The 18,292-nt window shown below is 67.7% G+C and carries 18 protein-coding genes, 1 tRNA gene and 1 pseudogene; 9 read left to right on the top strand and 11 right to left on the bottom strand.

Features of this window, described 5'->3' with window-relative positions; translation table 11 throughout:
• Window positions 1-48: 48 nt before the first annotated feature.
• Window positions 49-615, top strand: coding sequence for a 16S rRNA (guanine(966)-N(2))-methyltransferase RsmD (gene rsmD, locus PTQ19_RS06555; protein WP_179411005.1), 567 nt, complete (start codon window positions 49-51; stop codon window positions 613-615).
• A 22-nt stretch (window positions 616-637) separates the two neighbouring features.
• On the opposite strand, the gene PTQ19_RS06550 is transcribed toward rsmD, so the two are convergent.
• Window positions 638-1,186 (bottom strand): TetR/AcrR family transcriptional regulator, encoded by a 549-nt coding sequence (locus PTQ19_RS06550; protein WP_274368877.1) that lies wholly within the window; start codon window positions 1,184-1,186, stop codon window positions 638-640.
• Window positions 1,187-1,280: 94 nt separating this feature from the next.
• Between PTQ19_RS06550 and PTQ19_RS06545 the strand changes: the two genes are divergently transcribed.
• Complete coding sequence (locus PTQ19_RS06545; RefSeq protein ID WP_179411007.1) at window positions 1,281-1,781, top strand: HPP family protein; 501 nt, start codon at window positions 1,281-1,283, stop codon at window positions 1,779-1,781.
• 1 nt (window position 1,782) lies between these two features.
• Here PTQ19_RS06545 and thiL read toward each other — a convergent pair whose 3' ends face one another.
• Window positions 1,783-2,787 (bottom strand): thiamine-phosphate kinase, encoded by a 1,005-nt coding sequence (thiL, locus tag PTQ19_RS06540; protein WP_274368876.1) that lies wholly within the window; start codon window positions 2,785-2,787, stop codon window positions 1,783-1,785.
• A gap of 23 nt (window positions 2,788-2,810) precedes the next feature.
• Here thiL and PTQ19_RS06535 point away from each other — a divergent pair, with 23 nt between their 5' ends.
• Entirely contained in the window at window positions 2,811-3,284 is a 474-nt protein-coding gene (locus PTQ19_RS06535; protein WP_224817753.1) for a DUF3515 family protein, read from the top strand.
• Between the two features lie 19 nt (window positions 3,285-3,303).
• Here PTQ19_RS06535 and PTQ19_RS06530 read toward each other — a convergent pair whose 3' ends face one another.
• From PTQ19_RS06530 to PTQ19_RS06500, 7 genes are all read right to left on the bottom strand, one after another.
• Window positions 3,304-4,392 (bottom strand): D-alanine--D-alanine ligase family protein, encoded by a 1,089-nt coding sequence (locus tag PTQ19_RS06530; RefSeq protein WP_274368875.1) that lies wholly within the window; start codon window positions 4,390-4,392, stop codon window positions 3,304-3,306.
• Window positions 4,298-5,428 carry an NAD(P)H-dependent glycerol-3-phosphate dehydrogenase gene (locus PTQ19_RS06525; protein ID WP_218847956.1) on the bottom strand — a complete coding sequence of 377 codons (1,131 nt, stop codon included), beginning with the start codon at window positions 5,426-5,428 and terminating at the stop codon, window positions 4,298-4,300. The genes PTQ19_RS06530 and PTQ19_RS06525 overlap by 95 nt, the downstream gene beginning before the upstream one ends.
• Complete coding sequence (locus PTQ19_RS06520; RefSeq protein WP_179411011.1) at window positions 5,418-6,167, bottom strand: lysophospholipid acyltransferase family protein; 750 nt, start codon at window positions 6,165-6,167, stop codon at window positions 5,418-5,420. Before PTQ19_RS06520 ends, PTQ19_RS06525 begins: the two co-directional genes overlap by 11 nt.
• Window positions 6,168-6,171: 4 nt before the next feature.
• On the bottom strand, window positions 6,172-7,536 hold the full coding sequence (murA, locus tag PTQ19_RS06515) for a UDP-N-acetylglucosamine 1-carboxyvinyltransferase (RefSeq protein ID WP_179411012.1): 1,365 nt from the start codon (window positions 7,534-7,536) through the stop codon (window positions 6,172-6,174).
• A 104-nt stretch (window positions 7,537-7,640) separates the two neighbouring features.
• Entirely contained in the window at window positions 7,641-8,237 is a 597-nt protein-coding gene (gene leuD, locus PTQ19_RS06510) for a 3-isopropylmalate dehydratase small subunit (RefSeq protein ID WP_206549969.1), read from the bottom strand.
• Window positions 8,237-9,664 carry a 3-isopropylmalate dehydratase large subunit gene (leuC, locus tag PTQ19_RS06505; protein ID WP_274368874.1) on the bottom strand — a complete coding sequence of 476 codons (1,428 nt, stop codon included), beginning with the start codon at window positions 9,662-9,664 and terminating at the stop codon, window positions 8,237-8,239. The genes leuD and leuC overlap by 1 nt, the downstream gene beginning before the upstream one ends.
• A 177-nt stretch (window positions 9,665-9,841) precedes the next feature.
• Window positions 9,842-10,831: a TerC family protein gene (locus PTQ19_RS06500; protein ID WP_179411015.1), complete on the bottom strand. Its 990-nt coding sequence runs from the start codon at window positions 10,829-10,831 to the stop codon at window positions 9,842-9,844.
• 225 nt (window positions 10,832-11,056) lie between these two features.
• Between PTQ19_RS06500 and PTQ19_RS06495 the strand changes: the two genes are divergently transcribed.
• The 5 genes and pseudogenes from PTQ19_RS06495 to PTQ19_RS06480 all read left to right on the top strand — a co-directional run bounded on the left by PTQ19_RS06495 (window position 11,057) and on the right by PTQ19_RS06480 (window position 14,799).
• Window positions 11,057-11,611 (top strand): RNA polymerase sigma factor, encoded by a 555-nt coding sequence (locus tag PTQ19_RS06495; RefSeq protein ID WP_274368873.1) that lies wholly within the window; start codon window positions 11,057-11,059, stop codon window positions 11,609-11,611.
• Window positions 11,608-12,705: a DUF4349 domain-containing protein gene (locus PTQ19_RS06490; protein WP_274368872.1), complete on the top strand. Its 1,098-nt coding sequence runs from the start codon at window positions 11,608-11,610 to the stop codon at window positions 12,703-12,705. Before PTQ19_RS06495 ends, PTQ19_RS06490 begins: the two co-directional genes overlap by 4 nt.
• Before the next feature lie 78 nt (window positions 12,706-12,783).
• Complete coding sequence (locus PTQ19_RS06485) at window positions 12,784-13,587, top strand: SDR family oxidoreductase (RefSeq protein ID WP_274368871.1); 804 nt, start codon at window positions 12,784-12,786, stop codon at window positions 13,585-13,587.
• 83 nt (window positions 13,588-13,670) lie between these two features.
• Window positions 13,671-13,775 (top strand): annotated as a pseudogene (locus PTQ19_RS15360) (transposase-like zinc-binding domain-containing protein); the annotation flags it as partial.
• 379 nt (window positions 13,776-14,154) lie between these two features.
• Complete coding sequence (locus tag PTQ19_RS06480; protein ID WP_274367077.1) at window positions 14,155-14,799, top strand: transposase; 645 nt, start codon at window positions 14,155-14,157, stop codon at window positions 14,797-14,799.
• Between the two features lie 109 nt (window positions 14,800-14,908).
• Here PTQ19_RS06480 and PTQ19_RS06475 read toward each other — a convergent pair.
• Window positions 14,909-14,981, bottom strand: a tRNA-Glu gene (locus PTQ19_RS06475).
• A 154-nt stretch (window positions 14,982-15,135) separates the two neighbouring features.
• On the opposite strand from PTQ19_RS06475, the gene PTQ19_RS06470 reads away from it, so the two are divergent.
• On the top strand, window positions 15,136-15,771 hold the full coding sequence (locus PTQ19_RS06470) for an MBL fold metallo-hydrolase (RefSeq protein WP_274368870.1): 636 nt from the start codon (window positions 15,136-15,138) through the stop codon (window positions 15,769-15,771).
• A gap of 5 nt (window positions 15,772-15,776) precedes the next feature.
• On the opposite strand, the gene pepN is transcribed toward PTQ19_RS06470, so the two are convergent.
• On the bottom strand, window positions 15,777-18,254 hold the full coding sequence (pepN, locus tag PTQ19_RS06465) for an aminopeptidase N (protein ID WP_274368869.1): 2,478 nt from the start codon (window positions 18,252-18,254) through the stop codon (window positions 15,777-15,779).
• Between the last annotated feature and the right edge of the window lie 38 nt (window positions 18,255-18,292).

Below are 18,292 nucleotides of genomic sequence, written 5' to 3'. Positions count from 1 at the left end.
GCGGCGACGCGTCGCGGGGCGGCCGTATGCGTGTCGTATCGTGAACGGATGACCAGGATCATCGCCGGCGGAGCCCGCGGCGCACGGCTCAGCGTTCCCGGCACCGGCACCCGCCCCACCAGTGATCGCGTGCGCGAATCGCTGTTCGGGGCGCTGGAGTCGATGGATGCCCTCGACGGGGCGCGCGTGCTCGATCTGTATGCCGGCAGCGGCGCACTCGGCCTGGAGGCCTGGAGCCGCGGCGCGGAGTCGGTCGAACTGGTCGAACTGTCCCGCCCCGCGGCGACAGTCGCAGGACGCAATGCGGCGGTCGTGGCGAAAGCGCTCGGCACTTCGACCACTGCGAAAGTCCACCAGAGCGCCGTGCACGCCTTCCTGACGCGTACACAGGGACCGTTCGACCTCGTCTTCATCGACCCGCCCTACGACCTCGACGATGCGGCGATGACCGCGGATCTGGTCGCGCTCACACCCGTGCTGAGCGATGACGCCGTGGTCGTCATCGAGCGCGGCAAGCGCGCCACTCCCCCTGACCTGGATGCCGCGGGCTTGGACCTGCTGCGCAGCAAGACCTACGGCGACACGACGCTGTGGTGGGCGACGCCCGCGATGTGAGCAAAGGCGGATGCCCGAGACGTCAGTGCTCCAGCATCCGCGCCGCGGCAACCCTGGCCTGCACGGCGGCGACCGGGTCGCCGTCGATCCCCGCGGTCACCATGCACCCTTCGGCGAGCAGGAAGACGGCGTCGGCGGCGGACCGGGGCGCGCCCGTCTCGCTCACCGCGCGGTCGATGAGCTCCCGCAGCCGAGCCTTGTGGCGGCGGACGGCGGCGACCACATCCGGTGATGTCCCACCGAGTTCGCCGAACGCGTTGATCCAGGCGCATCCTCGGTGCCCCTCGTCGGCAAGCCACTCGGCCAGCCAATCGAAGATCGCCAACACGCGTGCGTGCGGATCGGCGCGCTCGTCGACGTGGGCCGCCAGCGCCGCATGCCAGCGCTCGTCACGGCGGTCGAGCATCGCAACCGCGATCGCGTCCTTGCCGCCGAACAGCGCATAGATGCGTTTCAGCGGGAGCCCTGACGCCGAGCGCAGGGCGTCCATTCCGACGGCCTGGTATCCGCGCTCGTAGAACAGCTCTTCGGCCGCGTCGAGCAGTCGATCCGCGTCAGAGTCCTGTTTCATGGCCGCCACCTGTCCGATTTGGCGTGAGAACGATCGTTCTCTACGCTACCAGACGAGACGAGAACGATCGTTCTCGCACAGTGGAGGAAAGCACATGTCGTCGCACACCGGACTGATCCCCGCCAGCCAGGCACCCGCGCGCCCCGGGCTGCCGACCGTGCTGATGGCGACCCTGACGGCGGCCGCCGCCCTCGCCGCGCTCGTCGGCCTCGGTGCCGCCTCCGGCCAGTTGCTGCTGATCCCGCCGATGGCTGCCAGCATGGCGCTGATCGCCGGGGCACCGACGCTGCCGCTCTCGCAGCCCCGCCACGTCATCGGTGGCCAGGTGATCTCGGCAGTCGCGGGCGTACTCGTCGGCTTCGCCAGTCACTCGCTCTGGGCGGGCGCCATAGCCGGTGGCGTCGCTCTCGCCGCCATGATGCTCACCCGCACATCGCACTCACCGGCCGCGGCAACCGCGGTGATCGGGGCGATGACCGCCGAGGGGCGGGTCGAGTTCGTCATCTGCGCCGGACTCTCGGCGGTCGTGCTCGTGCTGTTCGGTGTGCTGCGCAGCGCACTCACGCGCACGGCATACCCGGCGTACTGGTGGTGAGCTACAGCGAGCCGTCCCAATCCCGATAGGGGTCCCATCCCCGGTGCTCGATCGGCTCACCGTCCAGCAGCACGCCGTCCGCCGCGCGGTCGGTGACGACACCGATCGGGCGGAAACCACTCGGCATGGTGCCGAGCGGGAAGGTCGCCAGCAGGCCGTGATCCTCTCCCCCGCCGATCGCGCGAGAGATATCGATCCCACCGGTCAGTGCATCGAGCGCCGTCGTCGACAGCGCGATCGTCACGCGCGAGGCATCGGCCATGCGCGACGCATCGAGCGCGAGTCCGTCGGAGACATCCATCATCGCAGTCGCACCGGCATCCGCCGCCACCGCCCCCAGGGCGATCGGCGGAGACGGGCGCAGCTGCACGTCCAATGCCCGCCGCTCGGCAGCGTCCAGCATGCTCCGGTCCACCGCGATCGGCGTCTCGCCGTCGCGGAAGCGCCCGAACAGCAGCGCCAACCCCGCGGCCGCGGCCCCGAGGTCGCCGGCGAGGGCGACGACGTCGCCGGGGCGTGCCCCGGCGCGCGTGACGGCCGTGCGACCACCGAGATCGCCGAGCGCCGTCACAGCGATCATCAGAAGCTCCGAGACCGTCAAGTCACCGCCGATCACCGAACATCCGGGGGCGAGCTGTGCGCACGCCTCGCGGAAGCCATCGGCCATCTGCTCGACGAACGACAGACGCGTCTCGCGCGGCACAGCCAGCGAGACCAACAGGCCCGTCGGTACCGCCCCCATCGCCGCGACGTCGGCGAGGTTCACGGCAGCGGCCTTCCAGCCCAAGTCGTAGCCGCTCGACCAGGCGGCACGAAAATCAGGGCCCGACACGAGCGTGTCGGCCGTGGCGACCACCGAACCCGACGGCGCCGCGAGCACGGCGGCGTCATCACCCGGACCCAACACCGAATGCGCTGCCGGCGCCGTGCGAGCGAGGATCGCCCGTAGCACCGTCCCCTCAGAGATATCGCCGATGCGCGGGTCGTCGTCCGAAGCGGATGCCATGCCGACAACGGTAGCCTGGAATCATGCTCCGTCGTCTCGCCCTCGTCGCTGGAGCCTTCTCGCTCCTCACCCTGACCGCCTGCTCGAGCACGGTCGCGCTGGAACCGGCGAAGGACGCGAACAACCCCCTGTGCGCAGAGGTGACCGTGCGCCTGCCCGATGCCGTCGCCGGCGAGGACCGCCGCTGGACCGACGCGCAGGCGACCGGCGCCTACGGCGACCCGGCAAGCGTCTTCGTCTCGTGCGGCGTGACGGTGCCCGGACCGACGAGCGAACTGCAGTGCATCACGCTCGAGGGCATCGACTGGCTCGTCGACGAGTCGCAGGCACCGATGATGCGCATGACGACCTACGGTCGCAACCCCGCCGTCCAGGTGTTCGTCGACACCGAGGTCGTCAGCGCGAACGACGCACTGTCGAACGCCGGCATCGTCTCAGGTGTGCGGATGATCCCCGCGACCAGCGCATGCACCGAACCGAACGAGCTGCCCGAATAGGGCAGCCCGCCGGCATCGATCAACGGTGCAGACCGGCCTCGATCAGCTCGGTGATGAGGTCGCGATAACTCAGCCCCGAGGCGATCCAGCACTTCGGGAACATCGAGATCGGCGTGAACCCGGGCATCGTGTTCAACTCGTTGACGACCAACCGTCCTTCGGGCGTCACGAAGAAGTCCACCCGGGCCAACCCCCGGCCGTCGACCGCTTCGAACGCGCGGACCGCGGCCTCCTGAAGCTCAGCGATCAGCGACTCATCGACCTCGGTCGGGCAGACGATGTCGACACCGTCGCCGCCGAGGTACTTGCCCTCGAAATCGTAGAAACTGCGCGTGGTCAGCACGACCTCACCAGGCAGAGAAGCCCGGGCCCGCGCGCCGTCTCGACCCGCGAGCACGCCCACTTCGATCTCGCGACCCGAGACCTGCGTCTCGATGAGCACCTTCGGGCTCTCGGCGAACGCGATCCGCAGAGCCTCGTCGAGCCCCTCACCGCCATCGACGCGTGAGACGCCCACGCTCGAACCGGCGTCGGACGGCTTGACGAACACGACATCGCCCAGTTCGGCCACCGCACGACGAATGCTCTCGGGATCGCTCTCCCAATCGCTCTGGCGCACGGTGATGCCCGGTGCCACTGCGATCCCCGCCGCCGACAGCGCGAGCTTGGTGAAGTGCTTGTCGAGGCACACGGCAGAGTCGAGGATGCCACCGCCGGCGTAGGGCACGTCCAGAACGTCGAAGAAGCCCTGGATCGCGCCGTCCTCGCCATGCAGACCGTGCAGCAGCGGCAGCACCACGTCGATCCGCCCGAGGTCGACCGTCGAGCCGTCCGGAGCGGCGACGCGCAGCATCCGATCTCCCCCCGGTTCGGGCCACCGCACCCGGGTGCCGTTGTCGACGACCTCGGGCAGGTGGTCGGCGTCGAGAGGGAACTTCTCGGGTCGGTCCTCTTCGAGCACGAAGGCGCCGTCGCGGGTGATCCCGACCGGGATCACCTCGTAGCGCTCGCGGTCAATCGCGCCCAGCACTCCGCCCGCCGTTGCGGAACTGATCGAATGCTCGCTGGAGCGTCCGCCGAAGAGCACCACCACCGTCTGCTTGTCCATGATTGGTTCTCTCCTCCTGCGGAGTGTCGTCGTCCGTCGTCAGATGCGGGGCAATGTCGCGGGGGTCCATGCGTCCGTCGAGCACCATCTTCACCTGCTCGACGATGGGCATGTGCACCTCGGACTCACGGGCCAACTGCAGCACCGGAGCCACCGAGGCGAGCCCTTCGGCGGTCTGCTCCATCTGCTTGATGACGTCCTGAAAGCTGTACCCCTGGCCGAGCAACCGGCCCGCGGTGTTGTTACGGCTGAGGGGCGACTGGCACGTGGCGATCAGATCGCCGAGCCCCGCGAGCCCCTGCAGCGTCTCGGGCCGCGCACCGTTGGCGACCGCGAAGTCGGTCATCTCGACGAGCCCGCGGGTGATGATCGATGCCTTGGTGTTCTCGCCGTATCCAACACCGTCGACGATGCCGATCGCCACGGCGATGAGGTTCTTCAGCACCCCGCCGAACTCGGTGCCGATGACATCGGTGTTCACGAAGGAGCGGAAGTACCGGTTGCGCGCCGTGCGCGCGACAGCATCCGCCGTCTCCTGACTACGCGAGGCGATGACGGCCGCGGTCGGGTGCTCGCGCGCGATCTCGAGCGCGAGGTTGGGTCCGGATGCCACGGCGATGCGTTCAGGATCGCAGCGCAGCTCTTGCTCGATCACCTGGCTCATACGCAGCCCCGACGAGCGCTCGACGCCCTTCATCAGACTGACGATCGGTGCGTCGCCCTCGGCCAGCAGCGGACGCAGCGCCTTGAGGTTCTCGCGCAACGACTGGCTCGGCACCGAGAGGTACACCTGGTCGGCGCCCTCGAGTGCCCGGGACAGATCGTGTGTGGCAAGCATCGTGCGCGGTAGGTTGATGCCCGGCAGGTACTTCGAGTTGCGCTTGGCCTCGGAGATCTCGTGTGCCAGCTCGGGACGACGCGCCCACATCGTGACCTGGGCCCCGCCGTCGGCGAGGATCTTGCCGAATGTCGTGCCCCAGCTACCGGCACCGATGATGGTGGCGCGCGTGGCCGCGCCCGGTCTCTTACGGTTCAAGGCGCCCCGTCTCGTTCTGGCCGTGCTGCGCGGGGTTCCAGCGCTGCGCGGGTGCCTGCTCGCCGCGCAGCTCTTCAAGCAGCGCCGTGATGGCGGCCATCAACCGGTCGGTCGCTTCGGCAAGCACGCCCGGCTCACCGGCGCGGCCCCGCAGATCCGAGAGGTCGACGGGGTCGCCGTACAGCACGTGCACGGGCTTGCGCGGCGGCCACAGGCTCAGGCCCTTCTGGTAGCGGCCCATGATCTTCTGCGTTCCCCAGTGCGCGACCGGGATCAGCGGGATGTCACCGGTCAGCGCCAGGCGCACCGCGCCCGACTTGCCGCGCATCGGCCACAGGTCGGGGTCACGCGTCAGCGTGCCTTCGGGATACACGATCACACCGCGGCCGTGTTCGACGAGCTCGCGTGACTGCGTCATCGTCTGCTTCGCCGCGGACGCCGACGACGTGCGCGCCACGGGGATCATGCCGCTCTTGCGCAGCACCCACCCGACCACGGGCACCCGGAACAGGCTCTCTTTGGCCATGAACCGCGGCAAGCGACCTGTGCGGAACACCGCGAGCGCGATAATCAGCGGGTCGAACTCCGAGTAGTGGTTGGGCGCAAGCACAAAGGCTCCCTGCCGGGGCAGCTTCTCGTCGCCACGCACGGTGACCTTGGCGATCAGACCGAGCACCGGCACCACGATCGCCGCGAGCGGCCAGAAGATGCTGGGACGACTGCGTTCGGATACTGCCATCAGATCACCGGACGACGTCGAAGTCCGCGCCCAGCGCCTCGAGCTTGTCGAGGAACTTCTCATAGCCGCGGCTGAGGATGTCGACGCCGGAGACCTGCGACTCGCCCTCAGCGGTCAGCGCGGCGATGACGTGGCTGTACCCGCCGCGCAGGTCGGGCACGACGATGTCGGCTGCGTGCAACGGCGTGGGGCCGGTGATGACCGCCGCCTGCTCCAGCTCACGGCGCGGAACGCGACGGGGACCATCCTGCAGTCCGTGCGGGTGCACGACGATGTCGGCGCCCATCTTCACGAGTGCCTGTGTGAAGCCGAAGCGGTTCTCGTACACGGTCTCGTGCACGGTGGAACGGCCGTGCGCCTGCGTCAGCGCGACGATCAGCGGCTGCTGCCAGTCGGTCATGAAGCCGGGGTGCACATCGGTCTCGACGATGACCGGCTTGATCTGCCCGTCGCGACGGAACAGGATGCCGTCCTCCTGCACATCGAACCAGCCGCCGGCCTTGCGGAACACATTCAGGAAGGTCAGCATCTCTTGCTGCTTCGCGCCGCCGACGAAGATCTCGCCGTCGGTGGCCAGCGCTGCGGCTGCCCACGAGGCGGCCTCGTTGCGGTCGAAGATGCAGCGGTGGTCGTAGCCGCGCAGGTGCTCGACGCCTTCGATCAGGATCACTCGGTTGGGCTCGTACGAGATGATCGCGCCCATCTTCTGCAGGACGGCGATCAGGTCCATGATCTCGGGCTCGATGGCCGCATTGCGCAGCTCGGTCACGCCCTTGGCACGTACAGCGGTCAGCAGCACCTGCTCGGTGGCGCCGACGCTCGGGTACGGCAGGTGGATGTTCGCGCCCTTGAGCCCGTTGGGAGCCGACAGACGGATACCGTTGGGCTCCTTCTCGACGACGGCGCCGAACTTGCGCAGCGCATCGAGGTGGAAGTCGATCGGACGATCACCGATGCGGCAACCTCCGAGGTCGGGGATGAACGCCTGACCGAGACGGTGCAGCAGCGGGCCGCAGAAGAGGATCGGGATGCGGGAGGCCCCGGCATGCGCGTCGATCTCTTCGTAGTGAGCGGACTCGACCGCACTCGGGTCGAGCACGATCGCACCGGGCTCGTCGCCCTCGGTGACGGTCACTCCGTGCACCTCGAGCAGAGACCGCACCACGGCGACATCGCTGAGATCCGGCACATCACGCAGCGTGCTGGCTGTCTCGCCGAGCAGTGTCGCCACCATCGCCTTGGTGGCGAGGTTCTTCGCGCCCTTCACGTCGACCCGGCCGCGCAGCGGCCTGCCTCCTCGGATCGCGAGCACGGATGCGGTGGGAACCGTGGTCGGCTCAACTGCTGCTTCGTGCGCGGATGTCGTCATTCGGGCCTCTTCTTCGTCTGAGCAGACGCAGCGGTCGCCGCGTCCGGTTTGATCACGGCGGATGCCGCGGGGGCTTGTGACCCCCGGCCCACCCCGCTCCTCGTCTATCGGACGGGGAGCGTGCGTGGCCGCCACGACGCGCGGCGGGCCTCGAACTGAGCGATCTTGTCTTCGTTGCGCAGCGTGAGCCCGATGTCATCGAGCCCTTCGAGGAGCCGCCATCTAGTGTAATCGTCGATGCCGATGGAGGCCTGGAAGCCCCCGATCGTGGCGGTGCGTGCTTCGAGGTCGACCGTGATCTCACGACCGGGGTCCTCATCGATCAGCGCCCAGATGCGCTCGATGTCGGCGTCATCGACAGTGGCGGCGAGCAGCCCCTGCTTTCCGGCGTTGCCGCGGAAGATGTCAGCGAACCGAGGGCTGAGCACGACCTTGAAACCGTAATCGCGCAGCGCCCACACTGCGTGCTCGCGGCTGGACCCGGTGCCGAAGTCCGGACCGGCGACGAGCACCGATGCCTGCTGGAAGGGCTGCTGGTTGAGCACGAACTCGGGGTCCTGACGCCAGGCGTGGAACAGAGCGTCGTCAAAACCGGTCTTGGTGACCCGCTTGAGGAACACCGCCGGGATGATCTGGTCGGTGTCGACGTTGGAGCGCTTCAGGGGCGCTGCCACTCCGGTGTGCGTGGTGAACTTCTCCATCAGTTGCTCCCCTCCAGGTCTGCGGGACTCGACAATGTGCCTCGGACGGCGGTCGCGGCGGCGACCAGCGGCGACACGAGGTGGGTGCGCCCACCCTTGCCCTGGCGCCCCTCGAAGTTGCGGTTGGATGTCGACGCGCAGCGCTCGCCCGGCTCCAGCTGGTCGGGGTTCATCCCCAGGCACATCGAGCACCCGGCGAAGCGCCATTCGGCGCCGAACTCCTCGACGATCCGGTCGATGCCCTCGGCCTCGGCCTCCAGGCGCACGCGGGCCGAGCCCGGTACGACCATGACGCGCACACCGTCAGCCTTCTTCTTGCCCTTGATGACCGAGGCGAATGCGCGCAGGTCCTCGATCCGGCTGTTCGTGCACGACCCCATGAAGACCGCGTCGACCTTGACCTCCTTCAACGGAGTGCCCGGGGTGAGGTCCATGTACTCGAGTGCCCGCTCGGCGGCGGCGCGCTCGTTGGCATCCGAGATCGCGGCCGGGTCGGGAACCGCAGCCGACAGCGAACTGCCCTGACCGGGATTCGTTCCCCACGTCACGAACGGCTCCAGCTCGTTCGCGTCGATGAACACCTCGGCGTCGAAGACGGCACCCTCGTCGGTCGGCAGAGTGCGCCAGTACGCAACCGCGTCATCCCAGTCCTGGCCCTGCGGCGCGTGCGGCTTGTCCTTGACGTATGCGAACGTCGTCTCGTCGGGGGCGACCATGCCGGCACGGGCGCCGGCCTCGATCGACATGTTGCAGATCGTCATGCGCCCCTCCATGGAGAGGGCGCGGATCGCGCTGCCGCGGAACTCGAGCACGTAGCCCTGACCGCCGCCCGTGCCGATCTTGGCGATGACGGCGAGGATGATGTCTTTTGCCGTGACGCCGGGGCGCAGCTCGCCCTCGACGGTGATCGCCATGGTCTTGAACGGCTTCAGCGGCAGCGTCTGCGTGGCCATGACGTGCTCGACCTCGCTGGTGCCGATTCCGAAGGCCATGGCGCCGAACGCCCCGTGCGTCGACGTGTGCGAGTCACCGCAGACCACGGTGACACCGGGCATCGTCAGCCCCAGCTGCGGACCGACCACGTGCACGATGCCCTGCTCGGCGTCGCCCAGCGAATGCAGGCGCACACCGAACTCCTCCGCGTTACGGCGCAGCGTCTCGATCTGCGTGCGACTGGTGAGGTCGGCGATCGGCTTGTCGATGTTCAGCGTCGGCGTGTTGTGATCCTCGGTGGCGATGGTCAGATCCCGCCGACGCAGGGGACGACCCTCGGTGCGCAGGCCGTCGAACGCCTGCGGGCTGGTGACCTCATGCAGCAGGTGCAGGTCGATGTAGATCAGATCGGGCTCGCCGTTCTCGCCCTGTACGACGAGGTGATCGTCCCAGACTTTCTGCGCGAGAGTCCTGGGCTGCGTAGTGCTGGTCATGCGGTGTGTTCCTTCTGGCTCGATGGGTCGGCCCGCGTTGAACGCCGCGACGAGGAAGGCCTGGATCAGATCCCGTCGCGGCTGCTAAGAAGAAGAACCACCCGCCGCATGCCGGTCAGTTTACACGGCGGCGACGGGTGGTTCTGCGCGTATGTCAGCGGGCCCGAGCGGGAACGATCAGCGCTTCAACGCTGCGCGCTTCTCACGGTTCGATGCGATCAGGCTCGCGATCGTGGCGACGGCCATCGACGAGATGATCACACCGAGCGAGACCCAGTTGCTGATCTCAGGGGCCCAGGCGATCGACTCGCCGCCGTTGATGAACGGCAACTCGTTCTCGTGCATGGCGTGCAGTATCAGCTTGATACCGATGAAGCCGAGGATGAAGGCGACGCCGTAGTGCAGGTACTTGAGCTTCTCGAGCAGGTCGCCGAGCAGGAAGTACAGCTGGCGCAGACCCATCAGCGCAAACAGGTTCGCCGTGAACACGATGAACGGGTCGGTGGTGACACCGAAGATGGCGGGGATCGAGTCGACGGCGAACATCAGGTCGGTGATGCCGAGTGAGACGAAGACGATCAGCATCGGCGTCCACATCTTCTTGCCGTTGACGACAGTGCGCAGCTTGGGTCCGTCGTACTCGTCGCTGATCGGGATCACGCGGCGCACCATGCGCACGATGAAGCCCTCGGTCTGCTGATCGTTGTCGTGCTTCTCGGGCAGCGCCTGCCGCACCGCCGTGAACACGAGGAACGCACCGAAGATGTAGAAGATCGGGCTGAGGTGCTCGACGGCGGCGCCGACGATGATGATGAAGATCGCGCGGAGCACGAGCGCGATGATGATGCCCACCATCAGCGCCTCCTGCTGATAGCGACGCGGCACCGAGAACTGCGTCATGATCAGCACGAACACGAAGAGGTTGTCGATGGAGAGGCTGTATTCCATCGCCCAGCCGGTGAGGAAGTCCAGTGAGGTCTTCGAATCACCGATGAAGTAGAGCACGCCCGCGAAGATCAGCGCGAGCGAGACGTAGAACGCCACCCACAGGCTCGATTCCTTGGTCGAGGGGATGTGGGGGCGCTTGAGAATCAGCAGCAGGTCGGCGATGAGGATCACCGTCAGGACCACCAGGGCGGTGATCTCGAACCAGACAGGAATGGTCAAGGTCGAAGTGCCTTTCGAAAGGGTATGGCGTGAGCCGAAAGTCTCTCCCCGCACGACGTGCGTCGCGCGGCCGGAGCAGCTTTGATGGTGCTCGTGATGACGATCCGCGCGAAGACGGGATACTCCCTTTCGCTCGAACGATCGTACCCGAGTCTGAGACGATGAGTGCGCCGACGACACTCAGTCAGTGAGAGACAGTTCTGCACGACGACGATCGGATGGGATATGCCGGGCACCGACGACCGCGACCTGGCGGCACGAGCCGCATCCGGCGACCAGGACGCCTTCCGCGCGATCTTCCGCACCCATGTCAAGCCGGTGTACTGGATCGCGCACGGCATCCTCGGATCGCCGGCGGATGCTGAGGACGTCACCCAGGAGACGTTCGTGGTGGCGTGGCGCCGGTTGCCCGGGCTGGAGCTGGTCAACGACTCGCTGCTGCCCTGGTTGGCGACCATCTGCCGGTTCCAGGCCGCCAATCGCCTGCGCGTGCTGCGCCGAGATCGGCGGAACACCGCGGATGCCGTCGATGAGACGGTCGCCGACACCGTGAGCGTCGAGGACCAGGTCATCACCGCGACGCTCGCAGAGCGCATCGCCACGGAGGTGAACCTGCTCGATGACGTGGATCGCAAGATCTTCGCGCTGTGCGCCGTCGAGGGCTACAGCTATCAGGCGGCCGCCGAGCAGCTCGGTATCAGCCATGCCGTCGTGCGCAACCGTCTCTCCCGAGTCCGCACGCGCCTGCGCGGTGCTGCGGGGGAAGTGAGAGACGCATGAACGACAACGACAACCCGACGCTTCCGCCCCTGAGCGACGCCGGTATCGCGCGCATCGAGCACGAGGTGTTCGCTCAGGTCGCCGATGAACCGCGCGAGGCGCCCGCACCGCGGACGGACATGGATCGCGCGCGTCGACGCCGTCGCCGCTGGGTGACCGGCGTCTCCATCGCCGCGGCGTTCGTCGGTGGCATCCTGATCGCTCCCCCGTTGCTCACCGCCGTCTCACCATTGGCTGTCAACGAATCCATGTCTGATGATGCGGGCTGGCAGGAAGGACCGGTTGCAGCGACCGATGAGATGGTGGCGTCGGATGCCGCCATGGAGTCCATGGACTCCGCGGCGGGGCCGGTTGGCATGGCGACGGACGGCCGCGAGATCATCTCGATGGCCGATATCGGCCTGCAGGTGACCGATGTCAGCGCGTCGGTGGAATCGATCGGTGCGCTGGCGGCTGAGTACGGCGGGTACGTCGAGGCGACGGATGTCGGGATGTCGCCGGATGCTGCCATGACCGAGCCGGGAATGCCGAGCTTCGGAGGGAACGGCTGGATCAGCATCCGCGTTCCTGCCGAGGACCTCACCGCCGTCATGGAGGCTCTGGGCGATGAGGGCGAGGTGCTGCGCTCGTCGGTGTCGCGGCAGGACGTGACTTCGGTGGTCGTCGACCTGCAGGCCAGGGCGGATGCCGCTCGCGCCTCGGTCGAGCGTCTCACCGAGCTGATGGCGCAGTCCGGTTCGGTGGGCGATCTGATCGCTGCGGAGTCCGCACTCAGCGAGCGCCAGGCGCAGCTGGAGAGCTATGAGCAGCAGCTGAAGGGCCTCGACGAGCAGGTGACGATGGCCACGGTGTCGATCTCACTGACCGAGACGTCGACGACGACCGCTGACCCGGCCGGATTCGTGGACGGTCTGATCGCCGGCTGGAACGGCCTGATCGTCTCGCTCAACGCGATCGTGGTGGCGTTCGGCTTCATCCTGCCGTGGCTGGCGATCGTCGGCGTGGCGGGCCTGTTGATCTGGTGGGTGCTGCGGCGTCGGCGGACACGCGCGGCGACCGGCGAGAAGGCAGAGACCGCGACCGAGTCCGCGTGATGCGACGCCCCGCCGCGTTTTCGCGCGGCGGGGCGCGCGACCCTATCCCCCGGGCGCGCGCTTCGGTAGCGTTCCCCCATGGCAGCGCAGCTCTTCTCGCCACGGCGGGCGATCGTGACAGCATCCGACTCGGGCATCGGCGCGGCGACGGCCATCGCCCTCGCCGACGCGGGCATGGATGTGGGCATCACGTGGCACAGCGACGAGACCGGGGCGCAGCGGACCGCGGCGGCGGTGCGCGAGCGCGGCCGCCGCGCGGCCGTGTCACGCTTCGACGCGACCGATCTCGACCGGGTCGCGGGAGTGATCGACGGACTGGCCGATGAACTCGGCGGACTCGATGTGTTCGTCAACAACGCCGGCGCAAGCGTGCGCAGACCGGTGCTCGATGTGCCTCTCGCAGAATGGCGGCACACGATCGCGTTGAACCTCGATGGTGCCTTCGCGGGCTTGCAGGCAGCCGCACGTGGCATGGTCACGGCCGGTCGCGGCGGGCGGCTGATCGCTGTGACGAGTGTGCATGCGCAGCAGCCGCGTGTCGGCCTGTCGGCGTACATCGCGGCCAAGCACGGCCTGTCGGGGTTGATCAAGAACCTCGCGCAAGAGCTCGGGGCGCACGGCATCACGGCCAATGCGGTCGCGCCCGGCGAGATCGCCACGCCGGCGACCGGCATGACGTCGGCCGATGCCGACCGCACGCACCGCCCCGGCGTTCCCCTGGGGCGACCGGGCAAGGCTGAGGAGATCACTGCGGTCGTCGCGTTCCTGGCCTCACCCGAAGCGTCGTACGTCACGGGTGCCGAGTGGGTCGTGGACGGTGGGATGCTGCAGATGGGCCCGCAGGGCGGCTCGCACCTTCTCGACGACGCCTGGGGGCTATAGGCCAAAAGGAGTGGATGGGTTCTTGATCTAGGCGCGTGTTTCCGGGGTGATTCGGGGATCATCATGGTCGGCGACGCTTAGTCGTGACCCTTCCCTCGAATTCGACGACGTGCGTGCTATGCGGTTCACAGCTGGTGAAGAACGGCCGCCACCGCTCGGGAACGCAACGCTGGCGGTGCAAGAGCTGCGGGGCATCTGCAGTACGCCGGCGCCCGGATGTGACCCGTCGTGAGCAGCTGCGTCGGTTCGTGGTCTGGCTGACGGGCAAGCAGACCCAGGCCGAGATCGACGGCACCCGCACCGGACGCTCGTTTCGTCGAGACACCGCCTGGTGCTGGGACATCCAGCCGTACCGCGAACCGACTGAGACCATCCACCATGCGGTGCTCGTCGATGGAGTCTGGATCGGGTCCTGGTGCCTGCTGATCGCGATCAGCGACAAGGGCGACCTGCTGGCCTGGCAATGGTGCGGCCGCGAGACCACCGCCGCCTGGACCGCACTGCTGGAGCAGGTCCCCGCGCCCGGGGTGATCGTCTCCGACGGCGGCTCCGGGCTTCCCTCGGCACTTGCGGGCGTGCTGGCCGGAGACGAAGCATCAGCGGTGCATCTTCCACCTGCAGATGAACACCACCCGGCACCTGACCCGCAACCCCCGCACCGCCGCAGGCAAAGCGTTGCGCGAACTCGTGATGAACCTCAGCAACATCGACGACGAAGACGCCGCGATCGCCTGGCAGCTGCAGCTTGAGCAGTGGTGGCAGACGTTCGGACACCTCACCCGCGAGCGGACCATGTTCCGCAACGGCCAGTGGGGCTTCACCCACGACCGACTCCGCAAAGCCTGGCTCCTGATCCGAAAAGTCACCCGAGACGGGGTCTTGTTCACCTGGATCACCTACGGCAACCCCCGCACCACCAGCCCACTGGAAGGCGGATACAACAGCCCCATCCGCGAGCTCCTGCGCCGCCACCGCGGAATGAGCGAGGTCCACCGCCGCCGCGCCATCGAATGGCTCCTCACCCTGCGGCAGATACCGCTCGAGCAAGCACTCACCCTCACCCTCACCCTCACACCAGCACCAGCCCCTGAGCCCAACCAGCACGACCAGGAAGACCAAGCCGAAGACATCGGCGGCCCATCCCTCTACGACACCGGCCTAGACGCCACCGAAGGCCTCTGGGCACGAACCGGATGGGCAGGACGCGGATGACACACCCGACGCCATCCACTCCTTTTGGCCTATAACCCACGCCTGGCGCCGCGGCTGATCCAAAAACGAAGAAAGCCCCCCGATGAATCGGGGGGCTTTCTTCGTGTTGTGACCCCAGCGGGATTCGAACCCGCGTTACCGCCGTGAGAGGGCGGCGTACTAGGCCGCTATACGATGGGGCCGTCCCGGCCCGTTTTTTCCGGGCCGTTCCTGCAACTGTTCAAGTATGACACGACGATTCCAGGCGATCCAAATCGGGGCCCCAATACCGTGCATCGCGGGCGTGTCGCGCTGATGAACCTTGCCTGGCGAAGCGACTCGGGGTTGACTGCGGGCATGCGCATCACCAGACACGAGCACGCCGCGCTGCGCCTGGAGCACGACGGCCAGACCCTGCTGATCGACCCGGGAGCATTCACCGCTCCCCTGGACGGCCTGTCGGATGTCGTCGGCGTCATCATCACTCATGAGCACCCGGATCATTGGACTGCGGTGCACCTGGATCGGATCCTGCAGGCGGCTCCCGGCACGCCGATCTTCAGCACGGCAGCCGTCGCGGCGGCCGCCGACCACCTCGTGACGACTGTTGCCCCCGGTCAGACGTACGCGGTCGGCGCGTTCTCGTTGCGCTTCTTCGGAGGGGAGCACGCGGTGATCCACTCGTCGCTCCCCACGATCGAGAACCTTGGGGTGCTCGTCAACGACACGTTCTACTATCCCGGCGACTCGTATGCGCTCCCAGACAACGTCGCCGTCGATACGCTCGCCGCACCCCTCGGAGCGCCCTGGCTCAAGATCGGCGAGGCGATGGACTTCGTGCTCGCTGTCGCTCCCCGGCGCTGCTTCGGCACCCATGACATGACGCTGTCGCCGATCGGGCGCAACATGCACCGCGACCGACTGCGATGGGCCACCGAGCAGCACAACGGGGAGTTCTACGACCTCGATCCCGGGATGTCCGTCGACGCCTGACGACGCTACTGCGCGGCGCGCACGCGCAGATCGCGCGCGAGGCCGTCGCGCTGCTCGATCACGAGCCGCCGCAGTGATGCCGGCGCCGCCGGGTGGGCTTCGAGCCACGCGTCGACGTCGTCGAGCGAGTCAGACGCCGGGAACAGACCGATCACGAGGCGCCGCGCGATCTCGATGCTGCGCTCCTGCCAGGCCGGCAGGATGCGCTCGAAGTAGCCGGCATCGAGCGCGCTGACAAGGTCGCGTCGGCCGCCCGCCTGCACCCCGTCGATCGTGGCGCTCAAGTGATCGTTGCTGAGCTCGTGGTCCTCCCACGCAGAGTGCCATGCGGCGGTGCGCGACTCGATGACAGGCTTCGACCACAGCGCGCGGATCGATGCCGTTCGGCCGCTCGCGGTATCGTCTCGCTCGAGTTCGGCTTCGATCTCCTCCCCCGCCGCGTTGCCCGTCGTGCTCAGCGCTGTCAGCAGCGCCCAGCGCAGGTCCGGATCGACCGGCAGCCCCTCGGGTGCGTCACCGTCGAGGATGGCCCTGGCCTGCGCGGCGCGGGCGTCATCGTACGCAGATGCCGAGGCGAAAGCCCGCGCCCAGGACTGCTGTGCGTCGCTTCCCGGATCTGCCGCGGTGAGAGCCTCCCACGTCGTGTCGAGCCATTCCCGACGCTGCTGAGGGCGCCGGGCGTCCGGCACGTAGTGGCCGATGGCGTAGGCGGTGTTGGCGAGTACGCCGGCGAGAAGGCCACCGTTGTGCTCCGCCGGCGCGTGCGCAGCGACGATCCGCAGATACCGTTCAACGGAAAGCTCGCCGTCGCGTGCGGCGTTCCACAGCGACGACCACACGAGCGCCCGCGGCAACGGTTCGAGCGTCGAGAGCGCCTGTTCGACAGCATCCAACGAACGCTCGTCGAGCCGCGCCTTCGCGTACGTGAGGTCGTCGTCGTTGAGCAGCACCAGGTCAGCGTTCGGGAAGCTCACGGGCGTGGACTCGTCGACGATGTCGAGCTCGACGATCTCGCGGCGCGTGAGTCGCCCCTCGACGAGGTCGTAGAGTCCGACGCGAAGACGATGCGGGCGCGGGTCGCTCTGCACGAGCACCCGCGAACCGTCGGCAGCGGTCTCCAACCAGAGGGTCGACATTCCGCTGGTCTGCAACCACGCACGCGACCAGCTGCGCACGTCGCGACCCGAGACCTCCTCCAGCTGCACGAGTAGGTCCTCGAGCGTTGTGTTGCCGAAGGCGTGCGCGGCGAAGTAGCGGCGCGCCCCCTCGAAGAAGTGCTCTTCGCCGACGAATGCCACGAGCTGTTTGAGCACCGAGGCGCCCTTGGCGTACGTGATGCCATCGAAGTTGAGCTTCGCGGCCTCGAGGTCGGCGATGTCAGCGACGATCGGATGCGTCGTGGGCAGCTGATCCTGCTGGTAGGCCCAGGCCTTGCGGTTGGCGGCGAAGCGCACCCAGGCATCGTCGTACCGCGTCGCGGCGGCCGATGCGTGTGCCCCCATGTAGTCGGCGAACGACTCTTTGAGCCACAGGTCGTCCCACCACCGCATGGTGACGAGGTCGCCGAACCACATGTGCGCCATCTCATGCAGGATCGTGTTCGCGCGACCACCGCGCTGTGCGTCGGTGGGTGCGCCGCGGTGGATGTAGGCCTCGGTGAACGTCACCAGCCCGGGGTTCTCCATGGCGCCGAGGTTGTACTCGGGTACGAAGATCTGGTCGTACTTGCCCCACGGGTAGGGGTAGGCGAACGCATCCGTGAAGAAATCAAGACCCTGCTGGGTGACCTCGATCACGTCGTCGGACTCGAGGTGTTCGAGCAGCGATGCGCGGCACAGCACGCCGAGCGCGATGCGCTGCTCGCCACGGGTCCACTCCGCGTCGATCCGCGCGTACGGACCGGCGGCGACCGAGGTGATGTAGCTGGAGATGGGGAGTGTCGGTGCGAACTCGACGCTCTGCACCCCGATGCCCTCGGTCACGGTCACCGGAGACTGGTTCGACAGCACCTGCCACCCGGCGGGAGCCGACACCTCGAACGTGAAGGCGGCCTTCATGTCGGGCTGTTCGAAGCAGGCCATCACCCGGCGCGAGTCGGCCGGCTCGTACTGCGTGTACAGGTAGGTCTGGCCGTCGACGGGGTCATGAAAGCGGTGCATGCCCTCGCCGGAGCGACTGTACGTCGCGATCGCCTCGACGCGCACCGTGTTGCTGTCTGCCAGTCCGTCGAGCTCGATGCGCGCACCGTCGTACCGCACCTCGCGCTGCTCGCCGTTGACCGTGACCGAGGTGACCGTTTCACCGATGAAGTCGAGCCAGGTCGAGTTCTCTCGGGCGTCGAAAGTCAGTGTCGTCACGGTCGGGAATCCGGTTCGCGCCTGTTCGGGCGCGCCGGTGAGGTCGAGTTCGACGCGCACCTCCCGCAGCGTGATCGACGCTGCTCGGTGGGCGGTCTCTTCCCTGGTGAGGTTGGCGGAGCTCATGCATCCATCGTGTCACGTCATGGAACGCGCCACGGTCG

The sequence above is a fragment of the Microbacterium esteraromaticum genome (assembly GCF_028747645.1).
Taxonomy (GTDB): domain Bacteria; phylum Actinomycetota; class Actinomycetes; order Actinomycetales; family Microbacteriaceae; genus Microbacterium; species Microbacterium esteraromaticum_C.
This window is presented reverse-complemented; position numbering and strand designations above follow the sequence as displayed.